This is a genomic window from Paenibacillus sp. SAF-068 (assembly GCF_051967555.1).
Classification (GTDB): domain Bacteria; phylum Bacillota; class Bacilli; order Paenibacillales; family Paenibacillaceae; genus Paenibacillus.
In genome coordinates this window covers 38,867-53,197 of record NZ_JBQCJX010000008.1, presented here as the reverse complement: position 1 = coordinate 53,197, position 14,331 = coordinate 38,867, and the positions used below count along the sequence as shown (strand labels likewise).

Sequence of the window (14,331 nt, the reverse complement as noted above, 5' to 3'; positions counted from 1 at the left end):
CGTACATGTACACGAGAACGTAGCAATCAGAGTTAGGCTAGAGATGTGTAGAGTTACTTATCCAACCATGGGAGGTATGACATGAAATTAACGAATAAGATCGGTGTCATTGTGGATAGCTTTGGCGTAGGTGTACGGGAAGGTTTGAACAAGGCAAAGGACGTAGGTGCAGAAGGTGTGCAGATATACGCCGTCAAGGGAGAGATGGACCCTGAAAATTTGTCGCCTGCGGCGCGCAAGGAGCTGAAGAGTTACATTGGTTCTCTTGGTCTCGACATTTCAGCATTGGTCGGCGATCTGGGTGGACATGGGTTTCAGGTCAAGGAAGATAATCCGTGGAAAGTAGAGAAGTCGAAGCGGATCGTGGATCTGGCTCTCGATCTGGGCACCAACATCGTCACAACACATATCGGCATTGTTCCGCATGACCCTTCATCGGAAGTGTACGCTACGCTGCACGCTGCTTGTGAAGAATTGGGCCAATACGCCAAAAGCGCTGGCGCATACTTTGCCATTGAGACAGGGCCGGAAACGGCCGCTGAACTGAAAGGTTTCCTGGATACGTTGTCAACCAACGGAGTATCGGTGAATTTTGACCCGGCGAATATGGTGATGGTGACTGGTGATGATCCTGCTCGGGGCGTTCATCTGCTCAAGGATTACATCGTACATACCCATGTGAAGGATGGGGTGCGGCTGAAAGAAGTGGACCCACGAGATGTATACGGTGCAGTCGGTTATGCACCTATGGATCACGATAAGATCGCTGAGATGGTCTCATCCGGGACGTTCTTCCGTGAAGTTCCACTGGGCGAAGGTGGTGTTGATTTTGACGGATACTTTGCAGCGCTTCAGGAGATTGGTTACACCGGTTATCTGACGATTGAGCGCGAGGTAGGCAATCAGCCGGAGGAGGATATTCGCAAGGCGGTTCGATTCATCCAACAATATCGATAGGGAGCTGAGCAGATGAAAGTGGGCCTAAGCACGTATAGTTTGTTGAATGATTTGAATTCCGGTGAGATGACGGTGCTGGATGTGATCGACTGGATTGCGGCGAACGGCGGCGAGCATATGGAGATGGTACCTTATGGTTATACCGTGGAGGATAATCCTGATCTGGCGGATGCGATTCGGGAACGGGCAGCGTCTGCGGATATTGAGCTGTTCAACTACTCCATGCCAGCGAATTTCGTGCAGGAGACGGAAGAGGCATTTGAAGAAGAGATGGCCCGGGTCAAAAGGCATGTGGATGTCGTACACCGGATGGGTGTAAAACATCTCCGTCATGACGTCACGGCATTTACCCTGCCGAAGGAGAAGATGACCATTGCCTGGTTCGAGGAGCATCTGCCGCTGATGGTGAGGGGAAGCCAGATCATTGCGGACTATGCCGCGCAGTTTGGAATCACCACAACCATTGAGAATCATGGCTTCAGTGTGCAGGCGAGTGACCGGGTGCAGCGTGTACTTCATGCTGTGGATCGTCCCAACTTCAAGACAACACTCGATATTGGCAACTTCATGTGTGTGGATGAGAACCCGATCATCGGTGTCATGAAAAATCTGCCGTACGCTTCCTTGGTCCACTTCAAAGACTTCTACTTCCGTCCTTATGATGAGCATCCGGGTGAAGGTGAATGGTTCACGACAGCTTACGGCAACTTCCTGCGTGGGGCGATCGTTGGGCAAGGGGATATTCCGATCCGCAAAATTGTAAAGCTAATCAAAGATTCCGGCTATGATGGCCACATTACGGTGGAGTTTGAAGGCATGGAGGAATGCAAATCTGCATCCAAAATTGCCATGGACAACCTGCGTCGCTTCTGGGAAGAAGCTTAACGAAGTGTAATAAAGCATAACAAGGAATGGATCAAGGGCCACTTTGCGAAGTGGCTCTTATTGTTGATCATCAGGATTCAGGACTGTCCATCGGTCCAGGATCGTTTCGATGTAACGCATGGTTTCCGTTGTCATACCATACACACGAGCTGGCTTATCATCCTCTGGGGTGATATATTCCCAATACTTTTCTGCCAAATCTACATTTCCTTGAAAAGTCCTTTCGGCATAATTATAGATCCGGATGGCCAGCAACCTTGAGGCTTCGGAATCTGGAGGTTCCGTCTTGCATGTATGAATATCTTTCAGAATATCAGCCCATTCCATGGATAATGAATGGTTCTGATTATTCAGGGGTAACGTTTCCATTTCTTCAGGTGTGAAAACATCCTGACGGAACCTGCCCGGAGGCTGATCCAGTTCACGGATGAAACCCAACATCTCATCCAGGCTGATTGTACCTGAGGCTCTGATGGCATATAGGGTTGAGAAAAGAAGATGCTCCACCTTGCTTAATCTCTCCTGCTGTTCCTTGACGACTGCCAGTTGTCGTTCCAACGTATGATTCCATAAAGTAAGGGTGCTATCTGGCTCGGAGCGAGCAGCATCCTGATCGAGGAATTCTCCAATTTCATTTAATTTAAAATGCATTCTCTTCAGAATGGTAATCTGCTGAAGCCGCAAAATGTCCTTTTCACCGTATAAGCGATACTGATTGTTCTCATTACGGGCCGGGCGAAGTAAACCCAGCTTCTCATAATAATGCAGTGTTCGGATGGATACTCCGGTATGTTTGGATAGTTGTCCAACGGTGTACAACAGGCAGAGCCCTCCCTCATGATTTATCTTTTGTCCACCCGCGCCATGCATTAAGCACCGTAAGAATGATCGCGCCGACGAGGATTATCATCATATACAGAATAAATATTTCGACCAACCCGTTATCTTGCGCGGTATAACTGAACAATGCTGGTCTATCACCTGGCACAACAACGAATCGGGCTACTTCCAGGTAAGCGATATGAAATCCGATGGAGGCCCATAAAGAACGGGTCAAACTCCGCAGAAGCTGTAACGTAATACCATAGGTCAAGAGCAGAATCATGTAATCCAGGGTTATCCGGTTTCCGGCATTCATACCGACGAGCTCTTGCAATAGGCTCACACTTATCGGAACCAGCAGAAAGAGTATCACTTGAGTTACATAAGCGAAAAACACAGGAAGTCGCAATCTGTAGCGTAATCCGTCATATACCATGCCTCGCATGGATAGTTCCTCTGGCAAAGCTTCATACAAGAAGGCAATACAACTATTAAGTACAACAGCAAGCAAGAGCTCGGCTGAGAAGTGCCACTCCGTAATCGTAATCCAGTTGTTCATACTGGCGATTACCAACCCGGTGAAGGCCAGAGAGGCGGCAAATATTGCCCCGGATAGCAAGTGAACTATGCCTTTGCCTGTCAGAGGAAGAAAAACGGACTTCATATGGAAGTGTCCTCGAATGAGGAGTAGCAAGGGTAAGACGATACTTGCAATGGCAACAGCCTGGGTGAGATGGATCATCCATTCTTCAGTACTCATCGTGCTAACGAGTTTCCCTGCGAGTGTAGCAAAAAACAGACCCAATGTCATCGTTAACCAACTCATTCCAACAATGGCCATGCCACTGCTGCGTTGTTTCCTGTTTATATGTTCAGGTGACATACTCATACTAATCCCCTCCTGGAGCCAGTATAAACCCTCGAGTTAACGTCAGGGTCAAGAAGGAAATAAGTCTATCAGAATATGGTTCTGCGCAAGGATTAAGTTACGAGCATCACAAGTGTGGTATACTGGATATATTCAGCCTGATAATAACTGGCTATGGATAGGAGAGGTCACTGATCTATGCAGGTATTCGAGGACTGGAATCAGAAAGTAAAGAAGACGTTTAATGCTACGAATCCAGAGGTAGTATTAACGGTATCGGAAGCTGGAAGTTTGCTTGGTTTGACCAAAGACCAGATGAAACTGTACGTGGACAAGAACAAACTAACGAAGGTCCCGATCATGAGAAGTGTTCACCGATACCTCTTATTGAAAAGTGAAATAGATAACATCGTTCAAGCACGATAACTTCATAGGATTGAACACAACCATTTGACCGACAGATTCGGGAGAGTGGTCTTTTTTTTATCGGAAAGGGGACAGAATGTGCTGATTAAAGCGTCCAATGGGTTCTATCAACGAGTGAATTGGAAATGGGTTGTAGCTGCAATGATTGTATTTGTCTGTTTTATTGCATTCATTCTGCCCTGGCAGGCAGTAAAGTCGGAGGAGGCCACAGGTGGCGGGCAGTCCCCGGATTCCTCTTTTTTGTACACGGCAAATGATCTTTATCAGATGGCTGAGCAATATGGAGAAGCAGGACGAAGCGCCTATATTCAGGCAAGATTCACATTTGACCTTATATGGCCCGTGGCCTACCTGTTGTTATTGGTTGTTCTGTTATCAGTACTCTATCGCGTGCTTCCGGTAAAGAGTCGCTGGCGCGGGGTGAATCTGATTCCAGTAGCAGGTTGGGCTATGGACATGTTTGAAAACATAGGTGCATCCCTGATCATGTATCGTTATCCTGAGCGCACGCCTGTACTTGCAGAACTCACTCCGATCTTTACCCTCTTGAAATGGTGTCTGATCTATGCCAGTTTTGCAGCACTGGTTCCGGGTGTTCTAATCACGTTGCTCTACTATATACGCAAGCGCAAGAAGTAGTGTAGAGAGGGATGGGTTATGAATATGTTGGTAACCCTAATCGGGTAGAGATCCACAGAGATGAGTGCAGAAATATAAGCTTGTCAAAGAACAACCAGTTCCTATATACTCATGTCGCAAGTGGCGTGAATCGTATAATTACATGAGCCCAAGGAGATGAAGAACGCATGTCAATCAGCTTGAATGTGTATCTGGTAACAGACGGCAATGGACGCGAGGCGGTAGAATTTTATCAAAAGGCATTTGGAGCGGAAGTGCTCGCACTTCAAACGTTTGGTGACGGTCCATCTGACCCTAATCATCCAATCCCGCCTGAAGCGAAAGACCGTATTATGCATGCATCTTTGCAGATTGGGAGCTCCGTATTGATGTTGTCTGATACGTTTCCAGGGATGCCGCACACCGTGGGTAATCATGTTACGGTTACGGTGAACACGGATACGGCGGATGAAGCCAAAGCGATTTTCAACCAACTGCAAGATGGCGGCGAAGTGAAAATGCCGATACAAGAGACGTTTTGGAGTCCGGCCTACGGTTCGGTTGTCGACAAATTTGGCGTACAGTTTCAGATCAGTGCTACACCGGGACAAGCTTAAGTGCGTGCTCTTCGCTAATATAGCCAACAAAATAGCAAAAACCTCCGCGAACTGCTTCCGGCAGTCTTGGAGGTTTTTTATGCTGATTTTTGGAATGACCCGAGATGGTTCTTCCTTGATCAGCCTTCCTTCTGAATCTTGGAAGGGTTGTTGATTTTATAAGGAACCGGGTTACGTGTCAGCTTTTTCTTAATCATTTTCGCCTCAAAGGTAAGAATGTCCCCGACTTCAAGCTCGTGTTTTTTCATGGTGGCACTGTGGCTCGACCAGGCTTCTCCAACATCGATGACGTCTGGTTCCAAGATGGTAACAGCTTCATAGATGATGACTTCATCGTCATTGTCCGAGAAGTGATTCGGTACGGTGGTGAATTCTTTGACAACGGCACTCATCTTCACTTTACCTTCGGGCAGATCAATCTTGACCGCCTTTGCCTTACTTGCTGTTTTGGCTTTGGGTTTGGTTTCACTGTCTGCCCCAGTTTGAGGTCCAACATACTCTTCCACCAGTCCATCCGGATCGCCCTTCATTCCAGAGGAGAACTCATCTGTGTCTGTGTCGTCCGCATCCTCCAGATCCGCCGGAATTTCATCCGGATTAGCCAGTGCATCGGGAGTTGGCGTAACATCAACAGGGGTAACTGGTACGACTGTATCCGAAACTGTCGATTCTGTGCTTCGATCTGATCCGGCATTACTTATGCTTCTGGCGCTGTAACTGGACGCTTGCATTTCCTTCAGATACGACGGGTGAATGCAATGTTTTTGTCCATTATCCAGTTGAATAACGGCTGCCATGTGATCGACATATCCAATGATGGTACACGGCATGTTCAGACCGTTTCCTTTATAATAGAACGTTTTGAGTTTGGTTGCTTTACCGGAAAGCAGGCCCCACTCCTGACATTTCTCAATTAGCTCGTCTTCGTTATCCAGCGCAATAAAATCCTGCGGTTCAATCATAAACGCGTATGTCATATGGAATTTCCGCCCTTCCAATCCATTCTTCATGTTCATCGTTTCCAAATTACAACCAGTGTATCACAAATGAGCATTTTGCTTAAATCGAAACGCTGAAATCTGTATCCCGAGATGAAGATTATTGAAGCTTGCTTACAGAGGCCTATGCTATAATTTGTTCAGAATAATTTCGTGGGAAAGTATAGCTTGGATATACATATTTGAGAAGGGAAGATCTGTATGGACAAAAAGGTGAATCATCAAGCCGTATGGCTGGCTATCGGTCTTGCCATGGGAGTTAGTATTGGTACGGCTACGCAGCAGCTTGGACTCGGGATTGCTTTTGGCTTGGCACTCGGCATTGTGATTGGTTCGGTGGTTAGCAAACGTGCAGGTTCGGATTCGGAACATATGCTCAGCGAGCATGTCCGGGAATTGCACAAACCCGATGACTGGGATGACGCGCTTCATCGCTCGCAGGATCATCCGGTGCTTATCCTGAAGCACAGCACGACATGCCCGATCAGTGCGCGAGCGTACAGAGAATTTATGGCGTTTGTGGGCACCAATGCATCAGATCCCAAACAAACCATGGATTACCGCATCGTTAAGGTGATAGAAAATCGCTCATTGTCCCGTCATATTGCGGAAGAGACAGAGGTTCACCATGAGTCACCACAGGTACTTCTGCTCGATCAGGGACAAGTTGTCAAACATACTTCCCATGGCAAAATCACGAAAAAGAGATTATTGCAGTGGGTTCAGAATCCGTATGGATAAATGGTAAACCCTATAAACCCGTTCTTTTCAGCCTATTGCTGAGGAGAGCGGGTCTTTTTTACGCTTTTTTTACACCTGTTGAGGCATTTCTTTACCCCTTTTTTACAGCGTTTCATATTACGATTTTACATGTAGCAGGTGCAGAGAACGGTAGAGAGAGGGAGGAAGGGCGCATGGTGAATGATGCCACGATGATTGGATTGGTTGTGCTGCTGTTTGCGGTGTTTTGGGGATTTGTGAAATTCTGCGAAAAGGCTTGAGGATCGGGAGGAGGAAGCCAGATGATCGTCATCGGCATGATTGTGCTCGCACTGGTGGTGTATCTCGGTTATGTGCTGGTGAAGCCGGAGAAATTCTGATGCTGACGATGTGCGTAATGCGGGAACAAGGGAACGTCGAATAGGGAGGAAATGCGGATATGGGTATCGGTGTAGTGCAAGTAGCGGTGACGCTGCTGATCATCCTGCTGCTGGTGAAACCGGTGGGAAAATATATAGTGAACGTCTTCGATGGACAGCGAACGGGGCTGGATCGGATTTTTGGCGGACCGGAGCGACTGCTCTATCGCGTGATGGGCGTACGGGAGAACGAGTCCATGGGGTGGAAAAAGTATCTCACGGCGGTTCTCCTCTCCAACTTCGTAATGTTGATATTGATGTTTCTGGTGCTGCGACTGCAAAAATATTTACCGCTCAACCCGGATGGGATTGGCAATATGCCAGCGGCGCAGGCATTTAATACGGCCGTTTCGTTCATGACCAATACGAACTGGCAGTCTTATACGGGCGAGAACGCCCTGTCGTACCTGTCACAGATGCTGGCCGTGACATTCCCGATGTTCACGTCGGCAGCAACGGGATTCGCGGTAGCCATTGCGTTCATTCGCGGGCTGGTAGGCCGCCGGGATGAACTGGGGAACTTTTACGTCGACCTTGTACGGTCGATTACACGTATTTTTTTACCGCTGAGCTTTATCGTGGCCTTGTTCCTCGTGTTCCAGGGGGTGCCACAGACGCTCGCTGGAGCGGTTAACGCAACCACGCTGGAAGGTGCGCAGCAGACCATATCACGTGGACTGGTCGCCTCACTGGAGTCAATCAAACATATTGGCACCAACGGTGGTGGCTGGTTTGGAACCAATGCTGCACATCCATTCGAGAATCCAACTGCCCTGAGCAATCTGGTGCATATCGTCTGTATGATGCTGCTGCCAACGGCACTGGTATACGCCTTTGGCTTGATGGTCAATAACCGGAAGCAGGGTTGGGCCTTGTTCGCAGCGATGAGTTTTCTTTTCCTTGTAATGTTAACCACCGTATTTGTCTCCGAATATCGCGGTGTACCTGCGCTGGATGCAGCGGGTCTGCAGGGCAATATGGAAGGCAAAGAGGTCAGGTTCGGCATACCCGAGTCTGCTTTATTCACAGCGGTCACGACGGCGGCCACAACAGGTTCAGTCAACAATATGCACGAGTCGCTCACTCCACTTGGAGGCATGGTATCGCTGGCCCAGATGATGCTCAATAACGTGTTTGGCGGTAAAGGGGTAGGGCTAATCAACGGACTGTTGTATGTGATTCTGGCTGTATTTATCTGTGGATTGATGGTGGGACGAACACCTGAGTTTCTGGGCAAAAAAATTGAGGGCAAAGAAGTGAAGCTCGCATCCATCGCCTTGCTCATTCATCCTTTGATTATTCTTGCGCCAACGGCACTCGCACTTATGCGGCCTGAAGCCATTGCGTCCATCTCGAACGGGGGCATGCATGGCCTGACCGAAGTTCTCTATGCCTTTGCCTCGGGTGCAGCCAATAATGGATCGGCCTTTGCCGGACTGAATGCCAATACAGACTTTTACAACATTGCGATTGGTATCGTTATGCTGCTCGGAAGGTACGTTTCCATGATCGCCATGCTCGCTATCGCAGGTTCACTTGCTGTGAAACGGGTTGTACCTGTAACCACAGGTACCTTGCGGACCCACACACCTCTCTTTGCTGGCATTCTGGTTATGATGATTGTTGTTGTCGGCGCACTTACGTTCTTCCCTTCGCTTGCTCTTGGACCGATTGCAGAGCATCTGGCGATGATTCAATGAGGGATGTGACAGGGGACTACAGCCGAATTGGTGTAAGGACGTAACGTATGGAGGTGGCAATGCACGATGAATGCAGTCGAACGAAAGAAGGAACAGACGATGCAACACATGGATACAGAAATGTTTAGAACGAAGGGCAATGAGCCGGATAACAATCGCGGTCATATTCAACATGATCCCGGACCGAAACGGTCGTTAAGCAAAGATATGATACTTCAGGCTTCACTGGATGCGTTCAAGAAGCTTAATCCAGTGGTCATGATCAAAAACCCGGTCATGTTTATTGTCGAGGTGGGTACATTCATTACGCTCTTGTTATGCATTAATCCCGATCTGTTCACCGCATCCGAAGCCGGGCGCGGGTACAATATCGCCGTATTTTTCATATTGCTGTTCACCCTGCTATTTGCCAACTTCGCGGAGGCACTTGCCGAAGGAAGAGGTAAGGCGCAGGCGGATACGCTACGCAAGACGAAGTCGGACACCATGGCCAATCTGGTGCAGAAGGATGGAACAATCCGGCAAGTGTCTTCGACCCAGTTGAAAAAAGGTGATATGGTCCGCGTGGAAGTCGGTGAACTGATCCCGACGGACGGTGAGATTATGGAGGGCTTGGCCTCCATTGATGAATCGGCCATTACGGGGGAATCCGCTCCGGTTATCAAGGAGGCAGGTGGCGATTTCTCCTCGGTTACCGGAGGTACCCGGGTCGTATCCGACTACATTGTCATGCGTGTTCAGACCGATCCGGGGGAGTCATTCCTTGACCGCATGATCTCTTTGGTCGAGGGTGCTCAGCGCCAGAAAACTCCCAATGAAATCGCGCTGACAACCCTGCTCGCCGTATTAACTCTGATCTTCCTGATCGTCATTCTGACGATGGTTCCGATGGCGAATTACCTGGGTATTCGACTGGATCTGGCGACCCTGATCGCATTGCTCGTCTGCTTGATCCCAACCACAATTGGTGGGTTGCTATCCGCCATTGGTATTGCCGGGATGGACCGAGTTACGCAGTTCAATGTGCTCGCCATGTCGGGTAAAGCGGTGGAAGCAGCCGGAGATATTGACACGTTGATTCTGGACAAAACAGGAACGATCACATACGGAAACCGCATGGCATCTGAGTTTATTCCCGTTCAAGGCATTACTTCTTCAGAGATGACACAAGCTGCTTTACAGGCTTCTGTGCGAGATGAGACCCCGGAAGGGCGTTCTGTTGTGGAACTGGCAGGCAAAAAAGGCCAGAACTGGCCGGAGACGGAGTATGCAAATGCAGAAAGTGTGGAATTCACGGCAGAGACCCGGATGTCCGGTCTCAATCTGAGTAGCGGAATGAAGATCCGCAAAGGCGCGGTAGATGCGATCAAAAGATATATTGTTTCCGAAGGAGGTCGCATCCCTGGTGATCTGGATGAGATCGCTAATCGTATTGCGAAGGCCGGAGGTACACCCCTTGCGGTAGCCATCGATGAACGCATCTACGGTGTGATCTATCTGAAAGACACTGTGAAGCCAGGGTTGAAAGAGAAATTTGCCGAGATGCGCGCCATGGGCATCAAGACCATTATGTGTACAGGCGACAATCCGCTGACCGCAGCGACCATCGCGCTGGAAGCGGGCGTGGATGATTTCATTGCCGAAGCAAAGCCCGAGGACAAGATTGCGGCGATCAAAAAAGAGCAGCAGGAGGGCAAACTCGTCGCCATGACCGGCGACGGTACCAACGATGCCCCTGCTCTGGCGCAGGCCGATGTCGGCCTGGCGATGAATTCGGGCACCATGGCGGCCAAGGAAGCGGCCAACATGATTGACCTGGACTCTGACCCGACCAAGCTATTGTCGGTCGTCTCCATCGGCAAGCAGCTGCTGATTACACGCGGTGCACTTACAACCTTTTCGATATCCAATGATATCGCGAAGTATTTTGCCATCATTCCAGCCATGTTCATTCTCGCCATGCCGCAGCTCCAGGCGCTAAATATTATGAATCTGGCTTCACCGCAGTCTGCAATTCTGTCGGCGCTGATCTTCAACGCGATTATTATTCCGCTGCTTATTCCCATCGCGATGAAAGGTGTCAAGTATCGGGCGATGTCAGCCGAGAGACTGCTTGGTCGCAATGTATTCATCTATGGCGTAGGTGGTGTGATTGTACCTTTTATCGGAATTAAACTGATTGATATGGTTCTATCGGGGATTCTTTGAGAAAACGATGTGATCTCGAAATCCTGAACTATGGAGTGATACATCGCAACGCTTATCAACATTATTCTTTTATCCTAATGAATTCAGGAAGTGATCTGTATGAACATGTTCTTACCTGCCGTACGGCTATCCGTCGTGCTTATGTTGATCTGCGGTCTAATCTACCCGCTTGTCACGACTGGCGTAGCCCAACTTCTCTTCCCTGCGCAGGCGAATGGCAGTCTCATTACGCAAGATGAGAAAATCATCGGCTCGTCACTGCTGGCGCAGGAAATCCAATCGCCGGGGCTCTTCCAGCCCCGGGCATCGAATGCCGATTATGACCCAACGGCTTCAGCCGGTTCGAATCGCGCTGTGGCTTCGGAGGAGTACATCAGCGAGATGAAGGAGAAGATGGCTCAGCTCCGGCAGGCAAACCCGGGATTGAAGCAGATCCCTGCTGATCTCGTGACAGGTTCAGGCTCTGGACTTGACCCGGATCTCTCTCCCGAAGCTGCTGAGGCGCAGATCCCACGCATTAGTGAAGCTAAGGGAGTTAGTGAACAGCAGCTTGTGCAACTTGTAAATGAACATACGGAAGGTCGTCAGATGGGTATATTCGGGGAACCGCGTGTGAATGTAACGGCTCTGAATCTGGCGCTGACTGCAGAACTGAACTAACGAAAGAACGTATCAGCCTTCTCACGATATATCGGGAGGGGCTTTCTCCATTTTTTCATCCAATTTTGAAGGGAAGGGGGGAGTGGGACGTATGGAAGACAGCTTCAAGCGCAAGTCACCGGAAGAGATGCTGAAGATGATTACGAAGCTGCAGCAGGGTACGCTCAAAATATACATCGGCCCCGTCAGCGGATCGGGTAAGACGTATCACATGCTACGTGAAGGAAATGCGTTGCGCGAGCAGGGCGTTGATGTGGTCATCTGTGCCGTATCGACGATGCGCAGACCGGAAACAGTAGAGCAGCTTGGCGCACTCGAACGGATTCCAAGCATTCACTGGTTGCGCCAAAGTGATGATGCAGAAATGAAGGATCTGAACTTGGATGCACTGTTGGTGCGTAATCCTGAGGTTGTGCTGGTAGATGGTTTGGCACATCACAACCGGGAAGGCGCCCGGCATGCTACCCGGCTGGAGGACATTCAGTTTTTGCTCCGACACAACATCAGTGTCATGACAACGGTGAATGTGTATGAACTGGAAGGTTACACCGAGCTGGCGCGGCAGCTCACCGGTATCGCGGCAGAACATGCCGTACCTGCCGATACACTGGAACTTGCGGATGAGGTCAAGTTGATTGATGTCACGCCGGAAACCATACTGAGCCGTTTGGCAGAAGGTCACCTGAAGGGGCGTGAGGGAGAAGCTTTATTTCGTCAAGGCAATCTGGGTATTCTGCGCGAACTGGCCCTAAGACTGGTTGCAGAAGGGGTGAATGAATCCCTGCGTGAGCATCGGGAGGAGATGGGAATTACCGTGACAACAGGCATCGCGGAACGGATTCTGGTTTCCACGCAATATCATTGGAACGGCTCGATCTATATCCGGCGTGGACAACAGATTGCCAAACGTTTGAATGGTGATCTGTGCGCCGTGGTTTTTCGAAATAAGAAGCAGCCGTTAACCAAAGAGGCAACCGTATTTCGGCGGAATATGATCAAGCTGGTGGAGAAATTCGGCGGCGATATGGAGGAGCTGTCTATATTACACCGTCGCAACATCCCGTCTACGCTTGCGCGTTACGCCATGGAGCATCAGATTACCCGGATTGTGATGGGACATTCCCGGCGTACGCGCTGGCAGGAACTGTGGCAAGGGTCTGTTGTTAACTCGCTGCTACGCAGATTACGTGGTGTGGACCTCTTTCTGGTTGCTGATCGAGCGGACCGGGAGGGTGAACGTGTGGTTCCGGCTAAGGTAAACGAAGTGGAGTCGCTGACATACCGCAGACTAAGTGAGCAGGAAATGAAGCAACAGATTGGCGAGATCCAGCGCGGCACATTCAAAATATATATCGGAGCCGCACCAGGTGTAGGCAAAACCTACATGATGCTGCGGGAAGGCAATGATTTGCTCCGTAAGGGCATTGATGTACAGATTGGCTTGCTGGAGACACATGGGCGGACGGAAACCGTGGACCAGATAGGTCATTTATCTGTAATCCCTCGTGTACAGCGTGTTTATCAGGAGGCTCGGCTGGAAGAGATGGACACGGAGGGTATTCTGCGTCTTTGTCCGGAAGTGGTGCTTGTGGATGAACTGGCGCATACGAATGTGCCCGGAAGTGTCCGACAAAAGCGTTATGAAGATGTTCTGCTCCTGCTGAATGCAGGCATCTCGGTCATTACCACCATGAATGTACAGCATCTCGAAAGTCTGAATGATGCCGTTGAACATATTACCGGTGTTCGTGTCCGCGAGACCGTGCCCGATCGGATCATTCAGATGGCGGATGAGGTACAGCTGATTGATGTGGCGCCCCAGGCCTTGCGGCAGCGCATGAGGGAGGGTAAAATCTATGCAACTGCCAAGGTCGAGCAAGCCCTTGCGAATTTCTTCAAAATCGGTAATTTGATTGCCTTGCGTGAACTTGCCCTGCGCGAACTCGCGGACGACGTGGATGAACGGCTTGAAGCACAACAGTCCAAAATCACACTTCGAGGACCTTGGCGCAGACAGGAAGTGGTCTTTGTATGTGTAAGCAGTGATCGTCATGCCGAGCGGCTGATCCGGCGTGGATTTCGAATGGCTTATCGTCTAAAAGCCATCTGGCACGTACATCATCTCCACATCGGTGAATCCATGAGTGACGAAGTGAAGTTCCATCTGGAAGCGTTGGAGCAGTTGACGATTCGGCTTGGTGGTCAATTTCATATTCATCATAGTTCAAGGCTGCGTGATGTGCCTGAGATTTTGGCAAGAAAGGCATCGGAGGCGAGAGCAACCCAATTGGTGGTCGGGCAGGCAAGGCGAGTGTGGCGGCTGAATGGCTACCGCGGCCCGGGTTCGGTAGTCAACCGACTTGTACGCTTGTCGCGGCATCTGGATGTATTGATCGTTGCAGATTACGATGAGGAACGGAGCGGGATGTGAAT

The 14,331-nt window shown here is 49.7% G+C and carries 15 protein-coding genes; 12 read left to right on the top strand and 3 right to left on the bottom strand.

Going from position 1 to position 14,331, the window contains the following annotated elements; genetic code table 11:
- Positions 1-81 precede the first annotated feature (81 nt).
- Both ACTHPG_RS26000 and ACTHPG_RS25995 read left to right on the top strand, forming a co-directional pair.
- Positions 82-957, top strand: coding sequence for a sugar phosphate isomerase/epimerase family protein (locus tag ACTHPG_RS26000; protein WP_440392270.1), 876 nt, complete (start codon positions 82-84; stop codon positions 955-957).
- 12 nt (positions 958-969) lie between these two features.
- Positions 970-1,842: a sugar phosphate isomerase/epimerase family protein gene (locus tag ACTHPG_RS25995; protein ID WP_440392269.1), complete on the top strand. Its 873-nt coding sequence runs from the start codon at positions 970-972 to the stop codon at positions 1,840-1,842.
- A 57-nt stretch (positions 1,843-1,899) separates the two neighbouring features.
- Here ACTHPG_RS25995 and ACTHPG_RS25990 read toward each other — a convergent pair whose 3' ends face one another.
- Together ACTHPG_RS25990 and ACTHPG_RS25985 are read right to left on the bottom strand one after the other, a co-directional pair.
- Positions 1,900-2,661: a MerR family transcriptional regulator gene (locus tag ACTHPG_RS25990; protein WP_440392268.1), complete on the bottom strand. Its 762-nt coding sequence runs from the start codon at positions 2,659-2,661 to the stop codon at positions 1,900-1,902.
- Between the two features lie 16 nt (positions 2,662-2,677).
- Entirely contained in the window at positions 2,678-3,553 is an 876-nt protein-coding gene (locus ACTHPG_RS25985) for a CPBP family glutamic-type intramembrane protease (protein WP_440392267.1), read from the bottom strand.
- A gap of 177 nt (positions 3,554-3,730) precedes the next feature.
- Here ACTHPG_RS25985 and ACTHPG_RS25980 point away from each other — a divergent pair, with 177 nt between their 5' ends.
- The 3 genes from ACTHPG_RS25980 to ACTHPG_RS25970 all read left to right on the top strand — a co-directional run bounded on the left by ACTHPG_RS25980 (position 3,731) and on the right by ACTHPG_RS25970 (position 5,193).
- Positions 3,731-3,958, top strand: coding sequence for a hypothetical protein (locus ACTHPG_RS25980; RefSeq protein WP_062837704.1), 228 nt, complete (start codon positions 3,731-3,733; stop codon positions 3,956-3,958).
- A gap of 78 nt (positions 3,959-4,036) precedes the next feature.
- Positions 4,037-4,597 (top strand): hypothetical protein, encoded by a 561-nt coding sequence (locus ACTHPG_RS25975; RefSeq protein WP_440392265.1) that lies wholly within the window; start codon positions 4,037-4,039, stop codon positions 4,595-4,597.
- A 167-nt stretch (positions 4,598-4,764) separates the two neighbouring features.
- On the top strand, positions 4,765-5,193 hold the full coding sequence (locus ACTHPG_RS25970; protein WP_440392264.1) for a VOC family protein: 429 nt from the start codon (positions 4,765-4,767) through the stop codon (positions 5,191-5,193).
- A 119-nt stretch (positions 5,194-5,312) separates the two neighbouring features.
- Here the strand turns inward: ACTHPG_RS25970 and ACTHPG_RS25965 are convergent, their stop codons facing one another.
- Positions 5,313-6,170 (bottom strand): hypothetical protein, encoded by an 858-nt coding sequence (locus ACTHPG_RS25965; RefSeq protein ID WP_440392263.1) that lies wholly within the window; start codon positions 6,168-6,170, stop codon positions 5,313-5,315.
- A 222-nt stretch (positions 6,171-6,392) separates the two neighbouring features.
- Here ACTHPG_RS25965 and ytxJ point away from each other — a divergent pair, with 222 nt between their 5' ends.
- The 7 genes from ytxJ to ACTHPG_RS25930 all read left to right on the top strand — a co-directional run bounded on the left by ytxJ (position 6,393) and on the right by ACTHPG_RS25930 (position 14,329).
- Positions 6,393-6,932 carry a bacillithiol system redox-active protein YtxJ gene (gene ytxJ / locus ACTHPG_RS25960; RefSeq protein WP_440392262.1) on the top strand — a complete coding sequence of 180 codons (540 nt, stop codon included), beginning with the start codon at positions 6,393-6,395 and terminating at the stop codon, positions 6,930-6,932.
- Positions 6,908-7,192: a hypothetical protein gene (locus ACTHPG_RS25955; RefSeq protein ID WP_440392261.1), complete on the top strand. Its 285-nt coding sequence runs from the start codon at positions 6,908-6,910 to the stop codon at positions 7,190-7,192. The genes ytxJ and ACTHPG_RS25955 overlap by 25 nt, the downstream gene beginning before the upstream one ends.
- A gap of 21 nt (positions 7,193-7,213) precedes the next feature.
- Positions 7,214-7,291 carry a potassium-transporting ATPase subunit F gene (locus ACTHPG_RS25950; RefSeq protein ID WP_440392350.1) on the top strand — a complete coding sequence of 26 codons (78 nt, stop codon included), beginning with the start codon at positions 7,214-7,216 and terminating at the stop codon, positions 7,289-7,291.
- A 65-nt stretch (positions 7,292-7,356) separates the two neighbouring features.
- The gene (gene kdpA / locus ACTHPG_RS25945) at positions 7,357-9,030 is read left to right on the top strand and encodes a potassium-transporting ATPase subunit KdpA (protein ID WP_440392349.1); all 1,674 of its coding nucleotides are present in this window, start codon (positions 7,357-7,359) and stop codon (positions 9,028-9,030) included.
- 207 nt (positions 9,031-9,237) lie between these two features.
- Complete coding sequence (kdpB, locus tag ACTHPG_RS25940; RefSeq protein ID WP_440392348.1) at positions 9,238-11,238, top strand: potassium-transporting ATPase subunit KdpB; 2,001 nt, start codon at positions 9,238-9,240, stop codon at positions 11,236-11,238.
- Positions 11,239-11,337: 99 nt separating this feature from the next.
- Positions 11,338-11,898, top strand: coding sequence for a potassium-transporting ATPase subunit KdpC (gene kdpC / locus ACTHPG_RS25935; protein ID WP_440392260.1), 561 nt, complete (start codon positions 11,338-11,340; stop codon positions 11,896-11,898).
- A gap of 91 nt (positions 11,899-11,989) precedes the next feature.
- Entirely contained in the window at positions 11,990-14,329 is a 2,340-nt protein-coding gene (locus tag ACTHPG_RS25930) for a histidine kinase (protein WP_440392347.1), read from the top strand.
- Positions 14,330-14,331 lie beyond the last annotated feature (2 nt).